We start from the raw sequence: 22977 nt of genomic DNA, 5'->3' as shown, positions 1-22977 counted from the left end.
GTCAGGCTCCCATCACCGCCTGGCCGCAGACGCGCAGCACCTGGCCATTGACCGCACCGCTGCCCGGCTGCGCCAGCCAGGCCACGGCCTCGGCGACATCCTGGGGCAGGCCACCCTGCCCCAGCGAACTCATGCGCCGCCCGGCCTCGCGCAGGGTGAAGGGAATGGCCGCAGTCATGCGGGTTTCGATAAAGCCGGGCGCCACCGCGTTGATGCTGGCGCCACGCTCGGCCAGCAGCGGCGCCCAGGCCTGCGCCAGGCCAATCAGCCCGGCCTTGCTCGCCGCGTAGTTGGACTGGCCACGATTGCCGGCGATGCCGCTGATGGAGGCCATCAGCACGATGCGTCCGTGGTCGTGCAGGGCGCCGCCGTCGATCAGGGCTTGGGTCAGCACTGCCGGGGCCTTGAGGTTCACCGCCAGCACCGAGTCCCAGTATTCCGGGGTCATGTTGGCCAGGGTCTTGTCGCGGGTGATGCCGGCGTTGTGTATGACGATGTCGATACCGCCCGGCAGGCCTTCCAGCAGTTGCGCGGCGGCGTCGCTGGCGCAGATGTCCAGCGGCAGCGCGCGCCCGCCAAGACGCTCGGCCAGGGCCTTGAGGTCGTCGGCGGCTTGCGGCACGTCGAGCAGGACGATTTCGGCGCCGTCACGGGCCAGGGTTTCGGCGATGGCCGCGCCGATGCCGCGGGCGGCACCGGTCACCAGGGCCTTGCGCCCGGCCAGCGGTCGGGTCCAGTCCTGCACCTGGGACGGGCAGGCTTCCAGGCGCAGGGCCTGGCCACTGATGAAGGCGCTTTTCGGCGAAAGGAAGAAGCGCAGTGCTCCTTCCAGCTGGTCTTCTGCCTCAGGCGCCACGTACAGCAGTTGCAGGGTGCCGCCGCTGCGCAACTCCTTGGCCAGCGAACGGGCGAAGCCTTCCAAGGCACGCTGGGCGACCCGCGCGAGGATGTCGTCAAGGTGCTCTGGCGCGCGGCCGAGGATTACCACATGGGCACAGCGGTCGAGGCTGCGCAGCAACGGCTGGAAGAACTCGCGCAGTTGCTTGAGCTGGTCGATATCGGCCAGCGCGCTGGCATCGAAGACCACCGCCTTGAGCTTGCTACCCAGCCCGGCGACCCAGGCCGGCAGGCCCAGGGCCTCGTCGGCGAAGCTATAGACCTCGCTGGTGAGCCGGCTGGAAAACCCCGCCACCTTCGCCGCCAGCGGGCCGCCGCCGAGCAGCAGGGCACCCTCCACCGGCCGCAGCCGCCCGGCTTCCCAACGCTCCAGACGGGCGGGCGCCGGCAGGCCGACAGCACCCACCACACGCCGGCCGAAATCGGAGTTGGCGAAGTTGATATAGCGGTCGCTCATAAGGTCTTCTCCGTGAAATAAGCTCCAAAGTGTGGACCATGATCGGCCGTTGGTCGTTCGAAGCGGGAAAAAAGTCCTACTCTGTAGGCGTCTATTTCGCGAAAAAAGGAATGTCTTGATGCGAGTTTTGCGACGGGTCGCGATCATCGGCGGCAATCGAATCCCCTTCGCCCGTTCCAATGGGCCTTATGCCAAGGCCAGCAACCAGATGATGCTGACCGCCGCGCTGGAGGGGCTGATCGAGCGCTTCGGCCTGCACGGCCAGCGCCTGGGCGAAGTGGCGGCGGGCGCGGTGCTCAAGCTCCCCCGCGACCTCAACCTGACCCGCGAATGCGTGCTCGGCTCACGGCTGTCGCCGCAGACCCCGGCCTATGACATCCAGCAGGCCTGCGGCACCGGGCTGGAAGCAGCGCTGCTGGTAGCGAACAAGATCGCGCTGGGGCAGATCGACTGCGGTATCGCCGGTGGCGTCGACACCACTTCCGATGCGCCCATCTCCGTCGGCGAGGGGCTGCGCCGGGTACTGCTGGAGGCCAATCGTGGCAAGACTACCGGCGACAAGCTCAAGGCCCTGCTCAAGTTGCGCCCGGGTGACCTGAAACCGGAATTCCCGCGCAACGGCGAGCCGCGTACCGGATTGTCGATGGGGCAACACTGCGAACTGATGGCTCAGCATTGGGGAATCGGTCGCCAGGAACAGGACGAACTGGCCTTGCTCAGCCACCAACACATGGCTGCGGCCTACCAGGAAGGCTGGCACAACGACCTGCTCACACCGTTCCAGGGCCTGACCCGCGACAACAACCTGCGCCCGGACCTGACCCTGGAGAAGCTCGCCAGCCTGAAAACGGCGTTCGAGCGCAGCGACAAGGGCACGCTGACCGCCGGCAACTCCACACCGCTGACCGATGGCGCGTCGGTGGTGCTGCTGGCGAGCGAGGAGTGGGCGAAAGCGCGTGGCCTGCCGGTGCTGGCCTATCTGCTGGATGGCGAGACTGCGGCGGTGGATTTCGTCAAAGGCCACGAGGGCCTGTTGATGGCGCCGGCCTATGCGGTACCGCGTCTGCTGGCACGGCATGGCCTGAACCTGCAGGACTTCGATTACTACGAAATCCATGAGGCCTTCGCTGCCCAGGTGCTGTGCACCTTGAAGGCCTGGGAAGATCCGGAGTACTGCCGCGATCGCCTCGGCCTGGACCAGCCGTTGGGCGCTATCGATCGCAGCAAACTGAACGTGAAGGGCAGCTCGCTGGCTGCCGGTCACCCCTTCGCCGCCACCGGCGGGCGCATCCTCGCCAACCTGGCCAAGCTGCTCGACCAGGCCGGCCAGGGCCGGGGGCTGATTTCCATCTGCGCCGCAGGCGGTCAGGGGGTGACGGCGATTATCGAGCGCTGACCAGGCCTCGGCCATGATCGAACAGACGATCAATTGCCGCGGGTGGCAGATCATGATCGGCAGCAGGATCAGGCCCAGCTCCGGGGACGCAGCGCCTGGCCCAGCAGCAGCGGGGCGAGGAACAGGCCGCAGAGGAACCCGTCGGTGATCACGCCTTGCATAGGCGGATCTTCGAATCATCTTGTAATAATCGCCTGTGGCGTTAACCTGCACGTCTGTTTCCGTCTTGCGACATAAGGCCAAGCGATGCCGACTAACGGACAAAACCTCTCGCCTCGTCGGATTCCCGACCTCAGCGCCCTGCCGCGGCCGCTGTATGCGCGGGCGGAAAGTCTTGGTGCCGGTTCATGGACCACCCCCCACCGACATGACTGGGTGCAGTTTTCCTATGCCATCAGTGGCGTGCTTGGTGTGTATACCGCCGAGGGCAGTTACTTCGCCCCGCCGCAGTGGGGCGTGTGGGTGCCGGCCGGGGTCGAGCACGAGGTGATCACCTCGACCCGCGCGGAAATGCGCAGCCTCTATGTGCGCAGCAGTGATTCGGACTGGGCACCGGGGCATTGCCGGGTACTGGAGGTGACGCCGTTGGCGCGGGAGCTGATCAAGCAGTTCTGCCAGTACCCGGTGGAGTATCCCGAAGGCGATAGTGACGAGGCCCATCTGGTGCGGGTCTTGCTGGACCAGTTGCGGACCTTGCCGGAGGTCGGGTTTTCCCTGCCGCTGCCGCAGCACCCGGGTTTGCTGGAGGTGTGCAACACCTTGCTGGCGAACCCGGAGCAGGGCCACACCCTGGAGCATTGGGCGCAGCGTTTGGGGCGTTCGGAAAAGACCCTGATACGCCTGTTCCAGCGCGAGACCGGCCTGAGCTTCCGCGCCTGGCGCCAGCGCATGCGCCTGCTGTCGTCCCTCGATGCCCTGGAGCAGGGCCAGAGTGTCACGCAGGCGGCATTGGGGTGCGGTTACGATTCCACTTCGGCGTACATTGCTGCGTTCAAGGGATTGTTTGGTGCCACCCCCGGGGAACTGTTCCGTGACTGAACTGACGTAAATTGAAACCAAGTCGCCTTTGATTCGGGTCCGATATGGACAGGGCGCTTGAGCTATCGTGTGCGCCTCGCCGAAGAGGCACTTCCAGCAGTGGCAGACAGGAGCCAGAACAAAAGCCGATGAAGACTCCCAAACGGATTGAACCGCTGATCGAAGACGGATTGGTCGACGAAGTGCTGCGTCCCCTCATGAGTGGCAAGGAAGCGGCGGTGTACGTGGTGCGCTGCGGCCGCCAGCTGCGCTGTGCCAAGGTCTACAAGGAAGCCGACAAGCGCAGCTTCCGCCAGGCCGCCGAGTACCAGGAAGGCCGCAAGGTCCGTAACAGCCGTCAGGCCAGGGCCATGGCCAAGGGCTCGAAGTATGGCCGCAAGGAAGCCGAGGACGCCTGGCAGAACGCCGAAGTGGCGGCGCTGTTCCGCCTCGCCGGTGCCGGGGTACGGGTGCCCAAGCCCTACGATTTCCTCGACGGCGTGCTGCTGATGGAACTGGTCACCGATGAAGACGGCCAGGCCGCGCCGCGCCTCAACGATGTGCACCTGGAAGCCGATCAGGCCCGTGAATATCACGCGTTCATCATTCGCCAGATCGTGCTGATGCTCTGCGCCGGTCTGGTGCACGGCGACCTTTCCGAGTTCAACGTGCTGCTCGGTCCGGAGGGCCCGGTGATCATCGACCTGCCGCAGGCGGTGGACGCGGCGGCCAACAACCACGCCTTCAGCATGCTCGAACGGGACGTGGCGAACATGGCCCACTATTTCGGGCGTTTCGCCCCGGAGTTGAAGCAGACCCGTTATGCGAAGGAAATGTGGGCGTTGTACCAGGAGGGCAAGTTGCTGCCGGAAAGCGTCCTGAGCGGGGCCTGGAAAGACGACGAGCACATCGCCGACGTGGGTGGCGTGATGCGCGAGATCGAGGCGGCCAAGTTCGAAGATGCCCGGCGCCGCGCTGGCCGAGAGGAAGCCGAACGCGGTCCGGTGAAGGGCGAGGAGCCGCCGCCGCCGTGGGCGCAGTAAGCGCTCAGTGACAGCAGCCGGCGGCCAGGTCCTTGAGGATCGGGCAGTCGGGGCGGTCGTCGCCGTGGCAGTGGGCGACCAGCTCGCTGAGGGTGTCGCGCAGGCTCACCAGTTCCTCGATACGCCGGTTCAGGTCGGCGATATGCTCGCTGGCCAGCGCCTTTACGTCGGCGCTGGCACGCTGGCGGTCCTGCCACAGGGTCAGCAGCTTCGCCACTTCTTCCAGCGAAAAGCCCAGGTCCCGCGAGCGCTTGATGAAGGTCAGGCTATGCAGGTCGTCCTGACCGTAGAGTCGGTAGCCGCTTTCGCTGCGGGTTGCCGGCTTGAGCAGGCCGATAGACTCGTAGTAACGGATCATCTTCGCGCTCAGGCCTGTGCGCCGGGCTGCCTGACCGATGTTCATACCTTGTGTTCCTCCGTGGACGTCTCGGGTTTCCAGGTCTTCAGCAGCAGGGCGTTGCTCACCACACTGACGCTGGACAGGGCCATGGCCGCGCCCGCCAGCACCGGATTGAGCAGGCCGAAGGCTGCCAGTGGAATACCGATCAGGTTGTAGATGAAAGCCCAGAACAGGTTCTGGCGGATCTTCGCGTAGGTCTTGCGGCTGATCTCCAGCGCTGCCGGGACCAGGCGCGGATCGCCGCGCATCAGGGTGATGCCGGCGGCCTGCATGGCCACGTCGGTGCCGCCGCCCATAGCGATGCCGATATCCGCGGCGGCCAGGGCCGGGGCGTCGTTGATACCGTCGCCGACCATCGCCACCACGCCGGATTTCTTCAGTGAGGCGACTTCGGCGGCCTTGTCCGCTGGCAGCACTTCGGCATGCACGTCGTTGATGCCCAGGGCCTGGGCCACCACCGTGGCGCTGCCGCGGTTGTCGCCGGTCAGCAGATGGCTGCTGATATTGCGTTCGGCCAGTTGGCGTACTGCTTGCTCGGCACCGGGCTTGAGGCTGTCGCCGAAGGCGAACAGGCCCAGCACACGGGGCTGCGGGCTGCGTTCGATGAGCCAGGACAGGGTGCGGCCTTCGGCCTCCCAGGCCTTGGCGCTGTCGGCCAGTTCGCCGGGTTGCAGGCCGCTTTCATCGAGCAGACGCCGGTTGCCCAGGGCCAGGTCGCGGCCGTCGAGGCTTCCGGCGATGCCGCGTCCGGTCAGCGACTGGCTATCGCGGATATCGGGTACCGTCAGGCTTTGCTCCGCGCAGGCATCGAGCACGGCCTTGGCCAGCGGGTGCTCGCTGCCGCGCTGCAGGGCCCCGGCCTGTTGCAGGAGTTGCGCGTCATCCCCGTCCAGCGCGTGCTGGTGGACAATGCGCGGGCTGCCGGAGGTGAGGGTGCCGGTCTTGTCGAAGACCACGCGGTTCACCGCATGGGCGCGTTCCAGGGCTTCGGCGTCCTTGATCAGGATGCCGTGGCGTGCGGCTACGCCGGTGCCGGCCATGATCGCGGTGGGAGTGGCCAGGCCGAGGGCGCAGGGACAGGCGATCACCAGCACGGCGACGGCATTGATCAGCGCCACTTCCAGCGCGGCACCGGCCAGCCACCAGCCGACCAGGGTCAGCAGGGCGAGCACTAGCACGGCGGGGACGAACACCTGACTGACCCGGTCCACCAGCTTCTGGATCGGCGCCTTGGCCGCCTGGGCGTCTTCCACCAGGCGGATGATGCGCGCCAGCACGGTTTCCGTGCCCAGCGCCAGGGTGCGTACCAGCAGGCGGCCTTCGCCGTTGATGGCACCGCCGGTGACGCGGTCGCCAGGCTGTTTCGGCACGGGCAGGCTTTCACCGCTGATCAGCGCTTCGTCGGCATGGCTCTGGCCTTCGACCACCTCGCCATCCACCGGGAAGCGCTCGCCTGGCTTGACCAGGACCAGGTCATCGAGGCGCAGGGCGCTGATCGGCACGTCGCGCTCGACTCCGTCCACCACCTGCAAGGCCCGCTCCGGGCGCAGCGCTTCGAGGGCACGGATGGCGCTGGCGGTCTGGCGCTTGGCACGACTTTCCAGGTACTTGCCCAGCAGTACCAGCGCGATCACCACCGCCGAGGCTTCGAAGTACAGGTGCGGCATCATGCCCGACATGGCCTGCGACCACTCGTAGAGGCTCAGGCCATAGCCGGCGCTGGTGCCGAGGGCGACCAGCAGATCCATGTTGCCGGCACCCGCGCGCACGGCTTTCCAGGCGGCGACATAGAAGCGCGCGCCCAGGATGAATTGAACCGGGGTGGCCAAGGCGAACTGGGCCCAGGCAGGCAGCATCCAGGAAATGCCGAACGGCTGCAGGAGCATCGGCAGAACCAGCGGCAAGGCCAGCAGCACCGCCAGGGCCACGGCCCACCGCTCCTGGCGCAGGCGGCGTTCGCCGTCGTCGCCGGTGGCCTGCTCGGCTTGCGGCAGGCTGGCGTTGTAGCCGGCGCGTTCGACCGCCTCGATCAGGGTAGCGCTGTCGACCTGGCCGAGCAGTTCGACATGGGCGCGTTCGCTGGCGAGGTTGACGCTGACCGACTGCACACCGGGCAGCTTGCTCAGCGCTCGCTCGACGCGACCGGCGCAGGACGCGCAGGTCATGCCACCGATATTCAGTTCGATGCTGTGGCTGGGGACGCTGTAGCCGGCCTGGCTGACCGCCTCGACCAAGGCTGGCAGGCGATCGGCCGGCGCCTGGACGCGGGCCTGTTCAGTGGCGAGGTTGACGTTGACCTGCTCGGCGCCGGCGACTTTTCGCAGCGCCCGTTCCACCCGACCCGCGCAACTGGCGCAGGTCATGCCGGCGATCGGCAGGTCGAAGGTGATTGACTCGGGCATGGGGCTCTCCTCCGTGGACTGGCCACCAGCATCAACCTTGACATGCGGGCAAGGTCAATAGTTGAGGTCGGCTTTCCTCAGGTAGAGACCTTCAGCGCTCCGGGCAATGCGGTATTTGGCGATTTCACCTGCCCTGAGTGAAATGCGTTGGGACCTCTGGTCGCGGATGCCATCCTCGCAGCCAGGCGCCTGGCCGGGCAACAGGCGCAGGCGAACGTCGACGCTGCCTGCCGGGAGATTGAAGGACGTGGATTGTTCCTGGAACAGCCGGTTGGCCAACTGATCGTTGAGGTAGATCCCGATTTCGCAGGAGGTGGAGACTTCCAGACGCTCACGGGAAACGATCAGCACGGCATCCGTCGACTGCCCTTCGGCGCTGGCCAGGGGGACGTTGCTGAACAGCCCCAGCAGACCGAAGAGGCCGATTGCTACCTTGCCCATGGATGAATACTCCTGCTGATAAATCGACAAGCACGCAGCTTGGCCGACCCGGGCAAGGATTTCCAGCCCGGCAGCGTCACGGCAAACTTGACCTTGCCCCGGTGGCAAGCTTGAGACTGTGGCCAAATCCAACCAGGAGTCAGTGACGATGCAAGTATTCAACGTTGAAGGGATGACCTGCGGCCACTGCGTCAAGGCTGTGACCAGTGCGGTGCAGAGTCAGGACGCGGCAGCGGAGGTGAAGGTGGATCTGGCGCAGAAGCAGGTGTCGGTGAAGAGTGAGCTGGGGTCGGAGCAGATCCTGCAACTGATTCGTGACGAGGGTTACGAGGCGCGGGCGATCTGAGTCTGAGTCGATCGCGGACCCTGTGGGAGCGGGGTCACCCGCGATTGCGTCGGTGAATCCACTACCGTAATCGCGGGTAAACCCGCTCCCACAGGGTCTGTGTATAGTCTCTCGAATTTTCACATCTTCCAGGCAGGGCCCCGGTAGACTAGGCAACTTGCTTAGCTAGCTACGGATTCCCATGAACCTGCGAACCATCCTGATCCTCGGCGCCCTCAGTGCGTTCGGGCCGTTGGCGATCGACTTCTATCTGCCTGGCTTCCCCGCCATGGCACAGGCCTTCGGCACCGACGAGAAACATGTCCAGGCCACCCTGGCCGCCTATTTCCTTGGTCTGTCCATCGGCCAGCTGGCCTACGGGCCGATCGCCGACCGCTTCGGCCGGCGTATCCCGCTGCTGGGTGGGGTCATTCTGTTCACCTTCGCTTCGCTGGCTTGCGCCTACGCGCCGACCCTTGACACGCTGGTCGTGGCGCGTTTCGTCCAGGCCCTCGGCGGCTGCGCGGGCATGGTCCTGTCCCGTGCCATCGTCAGCGACAAGTGCGACGCCGTCGGCTCGGCCAAGGTGTTCTCGCAACTGATGCTTGTGATGGGCCTGGCGCCGATCCTCGCGCCGATGCTGGGCGGCCTGATGGTCAACCTGTATGGCTGGCAGTCGATCTTCCTCGCCCTGACGCTGTTCAGCGCCCTGTGTGCCCTGGCCGTCTACCGTGGTCTGCCGGAAAGCCTGCCCGCCGATCGCCCGCGGCCACCGCTATCCGGTGCACTGGGCCAGTACTGGCGCCTGCTCAAGGATCCGCTGTTCCTCGGCTATGCCTTGACCGGCGGTATCTCGATGGCCGGGATGTTCGCCTACATCGCCGGTTCGCCCTTCGTTTTCATCAAGCTCTATGGCGTGCCGGCCGAGCACTATGGCTGGTTGTTCGGCGCCAATGCGGCGGGGTTCATCCTGGTGGCGCAGGTCAACGCGCGCCTGCTGGCCAAGCGTGGTCCGGCGTTCCTGCTGGCACGGATGGTCTGGCTGTATCTGGCGGCGGGAGCGGTGTTGCTCGGCGTCAGCGCGCTGCACACCCAAGCGCTATGGCCGCTGCTGATTCCACTGTTTGTCTGCATCGCCAGCCTCGGCTGCATCATTCCCAACGCTTCGGCCTGCGCCATGAACGGTCAGGGCGCGCGGGCGGGCAGTGCCTCTGCGTTGCTGGGATGCCTGCAATTCAGTGTCGCCGCGGGTGCGGCGGCACTGGTGGGGGTACTGCATGATGGCAGCGCGATGCCCATGGCCACGGTCATCACGCTGTGCGGAGCGGCGGCGGTGAGCACATCGCTGCTGACCCGTCGCCTGCGGCTCAGCCGGCCTGCCTGAGCAAGGAGTGGGGCGCCTGGATGCGGGCCTGCAAGGTGTTCATGAAGGCCCGGGCCTCGGCCTCGCTACGAAAACTCACCACATGCTGATCAAGCCGGACTTCCCAAGGGCGGTCCGGTTTCTTGCCTGTCGCATCGAGTACAACTTTCATCGCGGCTACCTCCGGTTGGCAAAGGTCGCTGGATTGTAGGCGCCTCTTTCGACAACAAGGCATGACCTGGAGCAAGGGACGGACTGGCGGTCATGCCATGCGTCGGATCTTCAGAAACCTTCCAAGACAATTTTCCCCTTCGCCGCGCCGCTCTCCAGCAACTGGTGGGCACGCCGCAGGTTTTCTGCGTTGATGGTGCCGAAATGCTCGCCAAGGGTGGTCTTCAGGGTACCGGCGTCGATCAGTTCGGCGACGCGGTTGAGCAACTTGTGCTGTTCGAGCATATCCGGGGTCTCGAACAGCGAGCGGGTGTACATGAACTCCCAATGCAGCGACAGGCTCTTGCGCTTGAGCTTGGTCACGTCGAGTTGCTTCGGATCGTCGATCAGCGCCAGCTTTCCCTGCGGGGCCAGAGCTTCCACCAGTTGATCAAGGTGCTGGTCGGTCTGGGTCAGGCTGGCGACATGGGTCACCTGCTCGATGCCGGCGGCGCGAAGGGCCTCGGCCAGCGGCTGGCTATGGTCGATGACATGATCGGCGCCCAGTTCGCGCACCCATTGCTGGGTCTCGGGGCGTGACGCGGTGCCGATGACCGTGAGGCCGGTGAGCTGGCTGGCCAGTTGGGTAAGGATCGAGCCGACCCCGCCAGCGGCACCGACGATCAGCAGGCTCTGGCCCTGGTCTTCCTTGCCCTCGGCAATCTGCAGGCGGTCGAACAGCAGTTCCCAGGCGGTGATGGCGGTCAGTGGCAGCGCGGCGGCCTCGGCGAAGCCCAGCGACGTGGGCATGCGCCCGACGATACGCTCATCGACCACATGCAACTCGCTGTTGCCGCCGGCGCGGGCGATGGAGCCGGCGTACCAGACCTTGTCGCCGGGCTGGAACAGGCTGACCTCGCTACCCACCGTCTTGACTACCCCGGCCACGTCCCAGCCCAGCACCTTGGCGGCGCCGTTCTCGGGCTGGACGTTGCGCCGCACTTTGGTGTCCACCGGGTTGACCGAGATGGCCCGGACTTCCACCAGCAGGTCGCGCGGACCGGGGGTTGGGGCGGGCAGTTCGATGTCCTGCAGGGCGGCGACATCGTCGATCGGCAGCGACTGGTAGTAGGCGATGGCTTTCATGGGCGCGATTCCGTGTAGATAAGTGATGGTGCCCATGATTGATCCTTTCGTTTCTGGTTAAAAGCCGCTAAAACCGCAGAAACTTTCAAAAAAATATTGAAGATGGAGAGCGCCGTCGTGCTGCGTTTCGATGACCTGCAACTCTTCGTGCGTGCCGCCGAGCACGGCAGTCTGTCGGCGGCGGCGCGGTTACTGGATTTGTCGCCGGCAGTGGCAAGTGCCGCTCTGAAGCGCCTGGAAGCGCAACTCGGCGCGCGTCTGTTGGCACGCTCTACCCGCAGTCTGCGTCTGACGGCCGAGGGTGAGGGCTTTCTCGCCCACGCGCGGGCGGCGTTGGCCAGCCTTGATGAGGGGCGGCGCTTGCTGGCGCGCGAGCAGGATGAAGTCAGTGGGGTCTTGCAGCTCTCGGCGCCCTCGGACTTTGGGCGTAACGTCCTGTTGCCCTGGTTGGATGAACTGCAACGGGAACATCCGCTGCTCAACGTGCGCCTGCTGCTGGGCGACCGTAACGCCGATCTGTTCCGCCAGCCTGTGGATATCGCCCTGCGCTATGGCAAGCCGGAGGACTCCAGCCTGGTGGCGGTGCCGCTGTGTGTGGATAACCGCCGCGTGCTATGTGCCGCGCCGGAGTACCTGGCACGACATGGCGAGCCGCGTACGGTCGCGCAACTGAGCGAGCACAATTGCCTGCTGTATCAACTGGGCAGCGGCGTGCATGACCACTGGCGTTTTCAGTTGGACGGGCAGGAAGAAGGCGTACTGGTCGGTGGCGACCGTTTCTGCGACGACGCCGATGTGGTGCGGCGCTGGGCCCTGGCTGGGACGGGAGTCGCCTACAAGTCCTGGCTGGATGTGGCCGCCGACGTACGCGCCGGACGCCTGCGGGTGCTGCTCGGGCAGTATCGCGGCGAGCCGGCTCCGCTCAACTTGCTGTGCACTCATCGCGCGCAATTGAGCAAACCGGTACAGCTGTTGAGTGCATTACTCAAGTCGCGTTGTCTTACATTGCTCGATGAACTTTAAACGCGAGGTGTTTGATTGTTAGTACGGTCTTACATCCTCGGCGCATTTGCTTGAAAGGCATGATTACTTTCAATGTAGGCGTATTACTGGATATAGGTTGACTGCGTATATTTCCCATTGCTGGTCGATAGTTGAATCAGCGGCATTTGCCGGAGTTTGGGGCCGCCAGGCGCCGCGAGTGATGAGGTGCCAAGCGTTCGAGGGTTGGCAAAGCTACGCCGATCTGTCGCAAAACAGTCGCGATTGCCGGGGTAAGCAGGCTTATACTGGACCGGGCAATTGCCGCCATCAGGATAATGTTTCCTGGGTTGAAGCCGGGCCGGATGCCCTGCTCGCTCATCAACTCATCATGAATGACAGGGGGAGAAACTTCCCCATCTTGGCAACTGGCCAACTTGGGCCTGCCCTGGATATATGGGGAACTTTACTCGCCAATGACAATCACGCAGGGAGTGGACAGATGCAACCGATAGCCAGTATCAGCCAGATCGCCAGTTTGATGGCCGACCCGAAACGCAGTGCCATGCTTTGGGCACTGATCGATGGAATGGCGCGTCCTTCGGAGGAGCTGGCCATGATGGCCGGCCTGACCCCTTCGTCGGCCTGCGCGCATCTGGCCCGGCTGTCGGCCGGCGGGCTGCTCAAGCGCGAGGCACGCGGACGCAAGCGTTACTTTCGCTTGGCCGCGCCGGAGATCGGTACGGCGGTGGAGGCCCTGGCCAGTGTCGGCATCCGGGAAACCAAGCGCCAGCCACGTACCGAGGAACCGGTAATGGCGGTGTCCCTGGCCATGCGCAAGGCACGACTCTGCCGGGACCATCTTGGCGGGGAAGTGGCGGCGGAGCTGCTGCAACGGCTGCTTGACGCGCAATGGCTGCAACAGAGCGAGCAACAACTGGAGATCACACTGGTCGGGCGCACGCATTTTGCCGAGCAGGGCATCTTCATTGATGCACTGGCACCCCGGGAGGGGCGCTTGTGCAGTCCGTGCAACTGCTGCAGTGAAATGCACGATCGTCGCGCGCACCTGGGCGGCGCGCTCGGCTGCAGCCTGCTCAAGTTGTTCGTGCAGTCCGGTTGGGTCCGGGTCAGCGATGATTCGCGGGCGGTACAGGTGACGGCGGCGGGATTGCGTGGAATCGAGCAGATTGCGCGGTTGCCGGCGCCGCTGTCGTTTGGATGAGGGGCGTTGCGCGGTGAGCCGATCACCGCGCAAAAGTGCTATCAGGCCTTGATCAGACGCGCGTCGAGGCTGTTCTGGGCCAGACGGCGGGCCTGGTCCTCGGTCATGCCCAGGTGAGTGTGCAGGGCATGGAAGTTCTCGGTGACATAGCCGCCGAAGTAGGCCGGGTCATCCGAGTTCACCGTGACCTTCACGCCACGTTCGAGCATGTCGAGGATGTTGTGCTGACTCATGTGGTCGAACACGCACAGCTTGGTGTTGGACAGCGGGCAGACGGTCAGCGGGATCTGCTCGTCGATGATGCGCTGCATCAGGCGTTCATCCTCGATGGCACGCACGCCGTGGTCGATGCGCTGGATCTTCAGCAAGTCGAGGGCTTCCCAGATGTACTCGGGCGGGCCTTCCTCGCCAGCATGGGCGACGGTGAGGAAGCCTTCGCTGCGGGCTCGGTCGAAGACGCGCTGGAACTTGCTCGGCGGGTGGCCCATTTCCGAACTGTCGAGGCCGACGGCGACGAACGCCTCACGGAAGGGCAGGGCCTGGTCGAGGGTCTTGTGCGCTTCTTCCTCGCTGAGGTGACGCAGGAAGCTGAGGATCAGGCCACTGCCGATGCCCAGTTGTTCGCGGCCGTCCTTGAGCGCACGGGTGATGCCGTCCAGCACCACCTCGAAGGGGATGCCGCGGTCGGTGTGGGTCTGTGGGTCGAAGAACGGCTCGGTGTGGATGACGTTCTGCGCCTTGCAGCGTTGCAGGTAGGCCCAGGTCAGGTCGTAGAAGTCCTGCTCGGTGCGCAGGACATCGGCGCCCTGGTAATACAGGTCGAGGAACTCCTGCAGGTTGTTGAAGGCATATGCCGCGCGCAGGGTTTCGACATCATTCCAGGGCAGGGCGATCTTGTTGCGTTCGGCGAGGGCGAACAGCAATTCGGGCTCCAGCGATCCTTCCAGGTGAAGGTGCAGTTCCGCCTTGGGCAGCGCGTTAAGCCAGTCGTACATGGTGGGTTCTCATCAGGTGCAATCGGCATATTCTACAGAGGTTGCCGGTCCGACGCGGTTAAACCTGACCGGCAGGTTCAACGATAGCAGCGCCGGACCGGCGAGGTGGCCAGGTGTCAGGGGGAGCTGGTGATCTGGCCGGTGTTGCTCGTCAGCCGGCGATCAGTTGCGCGGCGGCCTGGCGGTGGTTGGCGATCAGCGCCTGGATATCCAGTCCCTCGACCTGGCCGTCGATTACCCGCCACTCACCACCGACCATGACCCGGTCGGCGCGATCGGCGCCGCACAGCAAAAGGGCGGAAAGCGGGTCGTGGCTGCCGGAGAATCGCAGCTCGTCGAGTTTGAACAGCGCCAGGTCGGCCTGTTTGCCTACAGCCAGTTCGCCAATATCGTCGCGGCCCAGTAGTCGTGCCGAACCACGGGTGGCCCAGCCTAGCGCGCGTTCCGGAGTGATCAGCTCGGCGCCGTAGCGCAGGCGCTGCAGGTACAAGGCCTGGCGCGCTTCGAGGATCATGTTGGAGGCGTCGTTGGAGGCCGAGCCGTCCACGCCGAGGCCGACCGGGGCGCCGGCGTCGGTCAGTTCGATGGTCGGGCAGATACCCGAGGCCAGGCGCATGTTCGAGCTCGGGCAATGGCAGATGCCGGTGCCGGCGGCGCCCAGGCGGGCGATTTCATCGGCATTGAAGTGAATACCGTGGGCCAGCCAGGTGCGCGGGCCGAGCCAGCCGACGCTGTCCAGGTAGTCGACGGTGCGCAGGCCGAAGCGTTGCAGGCAGAAGTCCTCTTCATCCAGGGTTTCCGCCAGGTGGGTATGCAGGCGCACATCCAGTTCTTCGGCCAGCTCGGCACTGGCGCGCATGATTTCCGGGGTGACCGAGAACGGCGAGCAGGGCGCCAGGGCGATCTGGATGCGGGCGCCGGCATCGCGCTCGTGGTAGCTGTGGATAAGTCGCTGGCTGTCGGCCAGGATCACTTCACCCTGCTGCACCGTCTGCTGCGGTGGCAGGCCGCCGTCGGCTTCACCCAGGCTCATCGAGCCACGGGTCAGCATGGCCCGCATGCCCAGCTTGCGTACCGTCTCCACTTGCACGTCGATGGCGTTTTCCAGACCGTCGGGGAACAGATAGTGATGGTCGGCGGCAGTGGTGCAACCGGACAGCAACAGCTCGGCCAGGGCCACCTGGGTTGCCAGTTCCAGCTTGGCCGGGGTCAGACGCGCCCACACCGGATACAGGGTCTTCAGCCAGGGGAACAGCGGCTGGTTGACCACCGGCGCCCAGGCGCGGGTGAGGGTCTGGTAGAAGTGATGGTGGGTGTTGATCAGGCCCGGCAGGACCACGTGCTCGCGGGCGTCGAAGGTCTGCGCGCAGGGGCTGGAAGGGGATTGGCCGAGGCCGAGGACTTCACGGATGACGCCGCCTTCGATGACCAGGCCACCACGGGCGTCGAGGTCGTTGGCGGTGAAGATGGCGAGTGGGTTTTTCAACCAGATGCGGGTCGCTGGCATGGGCGCCGGCTCCTCTGAAAGTGGGTTCAGGGTTAGCCAGCTCAGTGTTGCCCTGTCTGCTGATCCAGGTCCGCCGCGGTGGGCGAGGCGTCGAGTCTACACCCACCGCGCGGGAAATCACCAGATCAGGCTTTCGCCTTTGTAGTTGATGTAGTGCAGCCCCGGCTTGCCGCTGTGGGCCTTGACCTGCTCGACCATGCCGCGTGTGCTGGTGGCCACGTCGATGTCGGCACCTTCGCCGCCCATGTCGGTCTTGACCCAGCCCGGGTGCATGGCCAGCACGCTCAGGCGGGTCTCGCCCAGGCGCACCACGAAGCTGTTGATCATCGAGTTCAGGGCCGCCTTGCTCGCCTTGTACAGCGCCAGGTCCGGCGCATCGGGAATGCCCACGCTGCCAAGTACCGAACTCATGAAGGCGATCACTCCGCTACCTTCGCGCAACTGCCCGGCGAAGCGCTGGGCCACGCGGATCGGTGCCACACTGTTGGTCATGAACAGGTCGCCGATATCGGCCAGTTGCGCCACCTCGGCGTCCTGGTTGTCCGGGCCCTTGACCCCGGCGTTGACGAACAGCAGGTCGAAGACCTGGCCTTCGAGCTGCGTCTGCAGGGCATCGAGCTGGCTGGCGCTGTTCATTTCCAGGGATTGCACCTGAACGCCCGGCAGGGCCTCGAGGGCGCCAGCCTTGGCGGTATCGCGCACGGTGGCGACGACCTTCCAGCCGTCTTCGCTCAGCCGTTCGACGAGGCCTAGGCCCAAGCCGCGGGAGGCGCCGATGATCAGGGCGGTTTTCGTAGTCATGCGGGAGCTCCTTTCAATGTAAGGGGACAGCGATCGGCCAGGCGCTGACGCAACGCCTGGCGCAACTCGACGAGTGCATCGATGCGCGACTCGACCAGTGCCAGCTTGTCTTCGATGAAGCGCGTCACCAGCGCTTCGGGATCTTGCGCCTGCCACAGCTCGGCTACGCTCTGGCTGATTTCGCCGAGGCTGAAACCGAGCTTCTGTGCCGTCTTGATCAGCAGGACCAACTGCACAGTTTCTGCCGGATAATCACGATAGCCGTTGGCGCTGCGCTGGGCGCGAATCAGGCCACGTTCTTCGTAGAAACGCAGGGTGTCGCGGCTGACGCCACAGGTCTGCGCCAGTTCGCCGATACGCACGGGCAATTCCTGGGGAAGGGGTTGACCTTGGAGCATACTCCAGGCTTTAGCCTGCCGCTCTCACTTTCCAACAAGGAGCGGAACATGTGGAGTCAGAGCGGTTATCGGAGTCTGGTGCGGGCCAGCGGTTGGTACGATCTGCTGGTCTCGGCGGTATTCGTCACGCCGTGGAGCCTGATGGCGTTGCACGGGCTGTTGCGGCAATTGAGCACTTACTGGGGGCTGGCGGGTGACCTGCCAGAGTTTGCCCCGCTGCATGTTTTTATGGCCAATCTCATGGGGTCGATCGTGTGTGTCTGGTCGGTGTTGCGGATCCGTGATCCGCAAGCGCAGTTCGGACGCTATGACGCAGTGGGGCGCTTGCTGTTCGCTACGTGGCATGGTTATGCGCTGGCGCACGGTGCGAGCCAGTTGCTTTGGGGCACTCTAGTGCTGGAGCTGGTCTGGGCAGTACTGCAATTATGGCCGGTACGTGAACTTGATCAAAAAACGATCAGCTCGCTGGCGTGACGGCCAGACAGGCGATTGGCGCAGGCGTGCACGGTTTATCCACAGCTTGCTCCACAGTATCTGTGAGCAAGGCGTTGAGCTGGGCATAAGCCCCACCCGCCAGCCTTCGAAAGGCAATAATCAAGGTTAAGCGGCTGATTTTTCGACGGAACGAAGGCTGTCATCATATTTTGATCAAAATATGATCTTTCGCCTGAAAGCCTTGCTGGCAAAGGCCTCCAGGCGGCTGCCCAGAGGTTATCCACAATCGGGCCCACAGTGGATGTGGGCAACTGTTCAGTCTTTTTCCAGAAGGATGCGGCCGCGGCTGAGGTCGGCCAGTTGCCGTTGCACGGTGTCGATCTGTGCGTCGCCCAGTGCCAGGCGTACATCGACGCCGTTGGCGGTGAAGGCCTCATCGAGGATGATCCCGTCGGCCTCGGCCACACGCAGCTTGAGCAGGGCCAGTTCGCTGAACGAGCAACTGCATTTCAGTTCGATACGGCTGACCAGCAGGCGTTTCGGTGCCTGCTGCAGGCATTTGTTGGCACCGCCGCCATAGGCCCGGGCCAGGCCACCGGTGCCCAGTTGAATGCCGCCGTACCAGCGGATCACCAGCACCACGACCTGGTCGCAGTCCTGCGCCTCGATGGCCGCTAGGATCGGTCGTCCAGCCGTGCCGCCGGGTTCACCGTCGTCGCTGCTGCGGTACTGGTCGCCGAGTTTCCAGGCCCAGCAGTTGTGGGTGGCGGTCAGGTCGCTATGGCGTTCGAGGAATGCCTGGGCGTCGGCGGGTGTGCTGATTGGCGCGGCGAGGGTGATGAAACGGCTTTTACGAATCTCTTCGCGGTATTCGCAGGTGTCCAGCAGGGTAGAAGGCATAAGCGGGTGTTCAGTTCGGCGGGGTCAGACCACAGCCTTTGAGAATGATGTGGATAAGGTTGTTGCCGGCCTCTTCCATGTCCTGCTTGGTCAGGCGGCTGCGGCCGGTGACCTGGCAGATCTGCGTGGCGAAGTCAGCGTAGTGCTGGGTGCTGCTCCACAGCAGGAAGATCAGGTGCACAGGCTCCACGGGGTCCATTTTGCCGGCGTCGATCCAGCTCTGGAATACCGCGGCACGGCCCTTGAACCACTCGCGGTAGTCCTGGCTGAAGTAATCGGTCAGGCAGTTGCCGCCGCTGATGATTTCCATGGCGAAGATCCGCGAGGCCTGCGGATTGCGCCGGGAGAATTCCATTTTTGCGCGGATGTACTGGGCCAGGGCCAGGGCCGGGTCGTCGTCGACATCGAGGGCGTTGAAGGTGCTGTCCCACAGCTCGATGATGTTGCTCAGTACCGCGATGTACAGGCCCAGCTTGTTGGTGAAGTAGTAATGCAGGTTGGCCTTGGGCAGCCCCGCGTTCTGGGCGATGGTGTTCATGCTGGTGCCCTTGAACCCGTGGCGGGCGAACTCGTCCTCGGCGGCCTGGATGATGGCCTGCTCGTTCTTCTGGCGGATGCGCCCGGCGGGCTTGGCGGCGAGGGTACGATGGGCGGGCACTTCGAGGGTCATGGGCGATTCCGGCAAGAGCAGGGAAATAGAGGCACATGCACTGATACCCCAGGCAAGGCGGGCACACAAGCGTGATACGCGAGAATATCGCAATTGCGTCCTAACGTGTCGCAGCCAGGCTTTCCAGGAAGCTTTCCAGGACCAGATGCGGACGGCGACCCTTGCGCGTGACCCAGGCCAGGCTCAGGTCATAGAACCGCTCGCCGGGCTTGAGCGCGCGCAGTCGGCCCTGCTGGACCCAGAAGGTCGCGTAGTGATCCGGTAGATAGCCGATGTAGCGGCCGGTGAGGATCAGGAAGGCCATGCCTTCGCGGTCGGAGGCGCTGGCGGTGCAGTTCAGTGCCTGGTAGGCCGCCTGGATCTCCGCGGGAAGGCGGAAGGTTGGGGCGATGGCGTCCTGGGCGTTGAGGCGGTCGTCGTCCAGTTGCCGGTCATCGACGTAGAACAGCGGGTGGCCGACCGCGCAATAGAGCAGCGAGCGCTCGCTGTACAGCGGTTGGTATTCGAGGCCGGACAGCGGGCTGGCCTGGGGCACCACGCCAACGTGCAGACTGCCATCGAGTACACCCTGTTCCACCTGACTAGGAGGAATCATGCGGATACGAATGCGTACGTCCGGGCCTCGGTCCTTGAGCTGCGCCAGCGCATGGGTGATGCGCATGTGCGGCATGGTCACCAGGTTGTCGGTCAGGCCGATGTTCAGTTCGCCGCGCAGATGCTGGTGCAAGCCGTTGACCTCGGTGCGGAAACTTTCCAGGGCGCTGAGCAGTTGCAGTGCTGATTGATAGACCTCGCGACCTTCCTCGGTCAGCGAGAAGCCGGCGCGCCCGCGTTGACACAGGCGCAGGCCGAGGCGCTGCTCCAGGTCGCCCATTTGCTGGCTGATCGCCGAACGGCCGATGCCCAGTACGTTTTCCGCCGCCGAGAAGCCACCGCATTCGACCACGCTGCGGAAAATCTTCAGCAGGCGGATATCGAAATCGCTGACCTGGGAAAGCGGTTCGGGGCGGCGGCTCATAGTTTAGTGTCCGGTGAACTGAGGATTAGAAAAGTAGAGTTTTCCAGACTTTATAGCCGTGACAAGTTATCGGCAACACACCGCATTCTTCCGAATGCTGTTCAACCTGCCTTGCGAGGTCGCGACGATGAACCTGCCTGAAAACGCTCCTGTCGGTCTGGCCAGCCAGCTGAAGCTGGATGCTCACTGGATGCCCTACACCGCCAACCGCAATTTCCAGCGTGATCCGCGTCTGATCGTTGCCGCAGAAGGCAACTACCTGGTCGACGACAAGGGTCGCAGGATCTTCGACGCTCTGTCCGGCCTGTGGACCTGCGGCGCCGGCCACACCCGCAAGGAAATCCAGGAAGCCGCGGCACGCCAACTGGGCGTGCTGGACTATTCGCCGGCGTTCCAGTTCGGTCACCCGCTGTCGTTCCAGCTGGCCGAAAAGATTACCGAGCTGACCCCGGGCAACCTGAACCACGTCTTCTATACCAACTCCGGTTCCGAGTGCTGCGACACCGCGGTGAAGATGGTGCGTGCCTACTGGCGCCTGAAGGGCCAGGCCACCAAGACCAAGCTGATCGGTCGTGCCCGTGGCTACCATGGCGTTAACGTCGCCGGTACCAGCCTGGGTGGCGTCAATGGCAACCGCAAGCTGTTCGGCCAGTTGATGGACGTGGACCACATTCCGCACACCGTGCTGCCGGGCAACGCTTTCACCAAGGGCATGCCGGAAGAGGGCGGCATCGCCCTGGCCGATGAAATGCTCAAGCTGATCGAGCTGCACGACGCGTCGAACATCGCCGCGCTGATCGTCGAGCCGCTAGCCGGTTCCGCCGGTGTCCTGCCGCCGCCTAAGGGTTATCTGAAACGCCTGCGAGAAATCTGCGATCAGCACAACATCCTGCTGATCTTCGACGAAGTCATCACCGGCTTCGGCCGCATGGGCGCGATGTTCGGTGCCGACGCCTTCGGCGTGACCCCGGACCTGATGTGCATCGCCAAGCAGGTCACCAATGGCGCCATCCCGATGGGCGCGGTGATCGCCAGCACCGAGATCTACCAGACCTTCATGAACCAGCCGACTCCCGAGTACGCGGTGGAATTCCCCCACGGCTACACTTACTCGGCGCACCCGGTGGCGTGCGCGGCCGGTATCGCCGCCCTCGACCTGCTGCAGAAGGAAAACCTGGTGCAGTCCGCCGCCGAACTGGCGCCGCACTTCGAGAACGTGCTGCACGGCATCAAGGGCACCAAGAACGTCATCGACATCCGTAACTACGGCTTGGCCGGTGCCATCCAGATCGCCGCGCGCGATGGTGATGCCATCGTCCGTCCATACGAGGCCGCGATGAAGCTGTGGCAAGCCGGCTTCTACGTACGCTTCGGCGGCGACACCCTGCAGTTCGGCCCCACCTTCAATACCAAGCCGCAGGAGCTGGACCGCCTGTTCGATGCGGTCGGCGAAGCCCTGAACGCCACTGACTGATCGATTCCTTTTCACCGGGCAGGCCCGTGCGCCTGCCCGCACTTGAATTCCTGGAGTTATTGCATGAGCACCGTTGCACATCTGATCCATGGCGAGCTGGTTACCGGCAACGACCGCAGCGCCGACGTCTTCAACCCATCCACCGGGCAAGCGATCCACAAGGTCGCCCTGGCCAGCCGTGCCACCGTGCAGCAGGCCATCGACTCGGCCAAGGCGGCGTTCCCGGCCTGGCGCAACACCCCGCCGGCCAAGCGTGCCCAGGTGATGTTCCGCTTCAAGCAACTGCTGGAGCAGAACGAAGCGCGTATTTCCCAACTGATCAGCGAAGAGCACGGCAAGACCCTGGAAGACGCTGCCGGTGAACTGAAGCGCGGCATCGAGAACGTCGAGTTCGCCTGCGCGGCTCCGGAAGTGCTGAAGGGCGAATACAGCCGCAACGTCGGCCCGAACATCGATGCCTGGTCGGACTTCCAGCCGCTGGGCGTGGTGGCCGGTATCACCCCGTTCAATTTCCCGGCCATGGTGCCGCTGTGGATGTACCCACTGGCCATCGCCTGTGGCAACTGCTTCATCCTCAAGCCGTCCGAGCGTGATCCTAGCTCCACCCTGCTGATTGCCCAACTGCTGCACGAGGCCGGCCTGCCGAAGGGCGTGCTGAACGTGGTGCACGGTGACAAAGAAGCGGTGGATGCGCTGATCGAGGCGCCGGAAGTCAAGGCCCTGAGCTTCGTCGGCTCGACCCCGATCGCCGAGTACATCTATGCCGAAGGCACCAAGCGCGGCAAGCGCGTCCAGGCTCTGGGCGGTGCGAAGAACCACGCGGTACTGATGCCGGATGCCGACCTGGACAACGCGGTCAGCGCGTTGATGGGCGCTGCCTACGGTTCCTGCGGCGAGCGCTGCATGGCGATCTCCGTAGCCGTGTGCGTCGGCGACCAGGTGGCCGATGCGCTGGTGGCCAAGCTGGTTCCGCAGATCAAGGGTTTGAAGATCGGTGCCGGTACTTCCTGCGGCTTGGACATGGGCCCGCTGGTTACCGCGGCGGCCCGTGACAAGGTTGTGGGTTACATCGACGACGGCGTCGCTGCCGGTGCCGAGCTGGTAGTGGACGGTCGTGGCTATCGCGTGGCCGGCAACGAAGATGGCTACTTCGTCGGTGGCACCCTGTTCGACCGCGTCACCACCCAGATGCGCATCTATAAGGAAGAGATCTTCGGGCCGGTGCTGTGCGTGGTGCGCGTGAACAGCCTGGAAGAGGCGATGCAACTGATCAACGAGCATGAGTACGGCAACGGTACCTGCATCTTCACCCGCGATGGTGAAGCGGCGCGTCTGTTCTGCGACGAGATCGAAGTGGGCATGGTCGGCGTCAACGTGCCGCTGCCAGTACCGGTGGCTTACCACAGCTTCGGTGGCTGGAAGCGCTCGCTGTTCGGTGACCTGCATGCCTACGGCCCGGATGGCGTGCGTTTCTATACTCGCCGCAAGGCGATCACCCAGCGTTGGCCACAACGCGCGAGCCATGAGGCTTCGCAG

General features: G+C 64.4%; 23 protein-coding genes and 1 pseudogene (1 of these 24 running past the window's edge). 10 read left to right on the top strand and 14 right to left on the bottom strand.

The genetic code is table 11. The features are described 5' to 3' along the window. Position 1: 1 nt before the first annotated feature. Positions 2-1354 (bottom strand): 3-oxoacyl-ACP reductase, encoded by a 1353-nt coding sequence (locus AC5QPF_RS28495; protein WP_494960935.1) that lies wholly within the window; start codon positions 1352-1354, stop codon positions 2-4. Between the two features lie 118 nt (positions 1355-1472). Here AC5QPF_RS28495 and AC5QPF_RS28490 point away from each other — a divergent pair, with 118 nt between their 5' ends. Beyond that, positions 1473-2750: an acetyl-CoA C-acetyltransferase gene (locus tag AC5QPF_RS28490; protein ID WP_494960934.1), complete on the top strand. Its 1278-nt coding sequence runs from the start codon at positions 1473-1475 to the stop codon at positions 2748-2750. Here AC5QPF_RS28490 and AC5QPF_RS28485 read toward each other — a convergent pair. Beyond that, positions 2715-2864: pseudogene (locus AC5QPF_RS28485) on the bottom strand (bile acid:sodium symporter); the annotation flags it as partial. The gene AC5QPF_RS28490 and the pseudogene AC5QPF_RS28485 sit on opposite strands and share 36 nt — an antisense overlap. Before the next feature lie 132 nt (positions 2865-2996). On the opposite strand from AC5QPF_RS28485, the gene AC5QPF_RS28480 reads away from it, so the two are divergent. Further along, positions 2997-3788 carry a helix-turn-helix domain-containing protein gene (locus AC5QPF_RS28480; RefSeq protein WP_494960933.1) on the top strand — a complete coding sequence of 264 codons (792 nt, stop codon included), beginning with the start codon at positions 2997-2999 and terminating at the stop codon, positions 3786-3788. A 128-nt stretch (positions 3789-3916) separates the two neighbouring features. After that, on the top strand, positions 3917-4810 hold the full coding sequence (locus tag AC5QPF_RS28475) for a PA4780 family RIO1-like protein kinase (protein ID WP_494960932.1): 894 nt from the start codon (positions 3917-3919) through the stop codon (positions 4808-4810). A gap of 4 nt (positions 4811-4814) precedes the next feature. Here AC5QPF_RS28475 and cueR read toward each other — a convergent pair whose 3' ends face one another. From cueR to AC5QPF_RS28460, 3 genes are read right to left on the bottom strand one after another with little or no spacing between them, the layout of a single operon-like run. Continuing rightward, complete coding sequence (cueR, locus tag AC5QPF_RS28470) at positions 4815-5213, bottom strand: Cu(I)-responsive transcriptional regulator (RefSeq protein WP_494960931.1); 399 nt, start codon at positions 5211-5213, stop codon at positions 4815-4817. Beyond that, the gene (locus AC5QPF_RS28465; RefSeq protein WP_494960930.1) at positions 5210-7612 is read right to left on the bottom strand and encodes a heavy metal translocating P-type ATPase; all 2403 of its coding nucleotides are present in this window, start codon (positions 7610-7612) and stop codon (positions 5210-5212) included. Before AC5QPF_RS28465 ends, cueR begins: the two co-directional genes overlap by 4 nt. A 54-nt stretch (positions 7613-7666) precedes the next feature. Next, complete coding sequence (locus AC5QPF_RS28460) at positions 7667-8053, bottom strand: hypothetical protein (RefSeq protein ID WP_494960929.1); 387 nt, start codon at positions 8051-8053, stop codon at positions 7667-7669. A 148-nt stretch (positions 8054-8201) separates the two neighbouring features. On the opposite strand from AC5QPF_RS28460, the gene AC5QPF_RS28455 reads away from it, so the two are divergent. Further along, positions 8202-8399 (top strand): cation transporter, encoded by a 198-nt coding sequence (locus AC5QPF_RS28455; protein ID WP_494960928.1) that lies wholly within the window; start codon positions 8202-8204, stop codon positions 8397-8399. 181 nt (positions 8400-8580) lie between these two features. Beyond that, positions 8581-9762 carry a Bcr/CflA family efflux MFS transporter gene (locus AC5QPF_RS28450; protein ID WP_494960927.1) on the top strand — a complete coding sequence of 394 codons (1182 nt, stop codon included), beginning with the start codon at positions 8581-8583 and terminating at the stop codon, positions 9760-9762. Here AC5QPF_RS28450 and AC5QPF_RS28445 read toward each other — a convergent pair. Together AC5QPF_RS28445 and AC5QPF_RS28440 are read right to left on the bottom strand one after the other, a co-directional pair. Continuing rightward, complete coding sequence (locus AC5QPF_RS28445; RefSeq protein ID WP_494960926.1) at positions 9746-9913, bottom strand: hypothetical protein; 168 nt, start codon at positions 9911-9913, stop codon at positions 9746-9748. The two genes, AC5QPF_RS28450 and AC5QPF_RS28445, sit on opposite strands and share 17 nt — an antisense overlap. 110 nt (positions 9914-10023) lie before the next feature. Further along, positions 10024-11037, bottom strand: a complete 1014-nt coding sequence (locus AC5QPF_RS28440) for a zinc-binding alcohol dehydrogenase family protein (RefSeq protein ID WP_494960925.1) — start codon at positions 11035-11037, stop codon at positions 10024-10026. A 117-nt stretch (positions 11038-11154) separates the two neighbouring features. On the opposite strand from AC5QPF_RS28440, the gene vimR reads away from it, so the two are divergent. Together vimR and AC5QPF_RS28430 are read left to right on the top strand one after the other, a co-directional pair. Then, on the top strand, positions 11155-12060 hold the full coding sequence (gene vimR, locus AC5QPF_RS28435) for a transcription regulator VimR (protein ID WP_494960924.1): 906 nt from the start codon (positions 11155-11157) through the stop codon (positions 12058-12060). A 460-nt stretch (positions 12061-12520) separates the two neighbouring features. After that, positions 12521-13243, top strand: a complete 723-nt coding sequence (locus AC5QPF_RS28430) for an ArsR/SmtB family transcription factor (RefSeq protein ID WP_494960923.1) — start codon at positions 12521-12523, stop codon at positions 13241-13243. 41 nt (positions 13244-13284) lie between these two features. Here AC5QPF_RS28430 and AC5QPF_RS28425 read toward each other — a convergent pair whose 3' ends face one another. From AC5QPF_RS28425 to AC5QPF_RS28410, 4 genes are all read right to left on the bottom strand, one after another. Continuing rightward, on the bottom strand, positions 13285-14238 hold the full coding sequence (locus tag AC5QPF_RS28425) for an adenosine deaminase (protein ID WP_494960922.1): 954 nt from the start codon (positions 14236-14238) through the stop codon (positions 13285-13287). Positions 14239-14389: 151 nt separating this feature from the next. Continuing rightward, positions 14390-15745 (bottom strand): 8-oxoguanine deaminase, encoded by a 1356-nt coding sequence (locus AC5QPF_RS28420; protein WP_494960921.1) that lies wholly within the window; start codon positions 15743-15745, stop codon positions 14390-14392. A gap of 117 nt (positions 15746-15862) precedes the next feature. Then, complete coding sequence (locus AC5QPF_RS28415; RefSeq protein WP_494960920.1) at positions 15863-16546, bottom strand: SDR family oxidoreductase; 684 nt, start codon at positions 16544-16546, stop codon at positions 15863-15865. After that, complete coding sequence (locus AC5QPF_RS28410; protein ID WP_494960919.1) at positions 16543-16908, bottom strand: MerR family transcriptional regulator; 366 nt, start codon at positions 16906-16908, stop codon at positions 16543-16545. The genes AC5QPF_RS28415 and AC5QPF_RS28410 overlap by 4 nt, the downstream gene beginning before the upstream one ends. Before the next feature lie 84 nt (positions 16909-16992). Between AC5QPF_RS28410 and AC5QPF_RS28405 the strand changes: the two genes are divergently transcribed. Continuing rightward, positions 16993-17418 (top strand): hypothetical protein, encoded by a 426-nt coding sequence (locus AC5QPF_RS28405; protein ID WP_494960918.1) that lies wholly within the window; start codon positions 16993-16995, stop codon positions 17416-17418. Between the two features lie 276 nt (positions 17419-17694). Here the strand turns inward: AC5QPF_RS28405 and AC5QPF_RS28400 are convergent, their stop codons facing one another. The 3 genes from AC5QPF_RS28400 to AC5QPF_RS28390 all read right to left on the bottom strand — a co-directional run bounded on the left by AC5QPF_RS28400 (position 17695) and on the right by AC5QPF_RS28390 (position 19967). Next, positions 17695-18279, bottom strand: a complete 585-nt coding sequence (locus AC5QPF_RS28400) for a YigZ family protein (RefSeq protein ID WP_494960917.1) — start codon at positions 18277-18279, stop codon at positions 17695-17697. A gap of 10 nt (positions 18280-18289) precedes the next feature. Then, the gene (locus AC5QPF_RS28395; protein WP_494960916.1) at positions 18290-18949 is read right to left on the bottom strand and encodes a TetR family transcriptional regulator C-terminal domain-containing protein; all 660 of its coding nucleotides are present in this window, start codon (positions 18947-18949) and stop codon (positions 18290-18292) included. A gap of 100 nt (positions 18950-19049) precedes the next feature. Further along, positions 19050-19967, bottom strand: coding sequence for a LysR substrate-binding domain-containing protein (locus AC5QPF_RS28390; protein ID WP_494960915.1), 918 nt, complete (start codon positions 19965-19967; stop codon positions 19050-19052). Between the two features lie 127 nt (positions 19968-20094). On the opposite strand from AC5QPF_RS28390, the gene aptA reads away from it, so the two are divergent. After that, positions 20095-21441, top strand: a complete 1347-nt coding sequence (gene aptA / locus AC5QPF_RS28385; protein ID WP_494960914.1) for an omega-aminotransferase AptA — start codon at positions 20095-20097, stop codon at positions 21439-21441. Positions 21442-21504: 63 nt separating this feature from the next. Further along, a protein-coding gene (locus tag AC5QPF_RS28380; RefSeq protein ID WP_494960913.1) for a CoA-acylating methylmalonate-semialdehyde dehydrogenase crosses the window boundary here: on the top strand, positions 21505-22977 show its 5' portion. The gene runs 21 nt beyond the window's last position; 1473 of the gene's 1494 nt are visible here — the first part of the coding sequence; its start codon is at positions 21505-21507; its stop codon lies beyond the right edge, outside the window.

This window comes from Pseudomonas sp. Con_6, assembly GCF_059379395.1.
The sequence above is the reverse complement of the archived record's forward strand: the minus strand, read 5'-3'. Positions and strand labels throughout refer to the sequence as shown.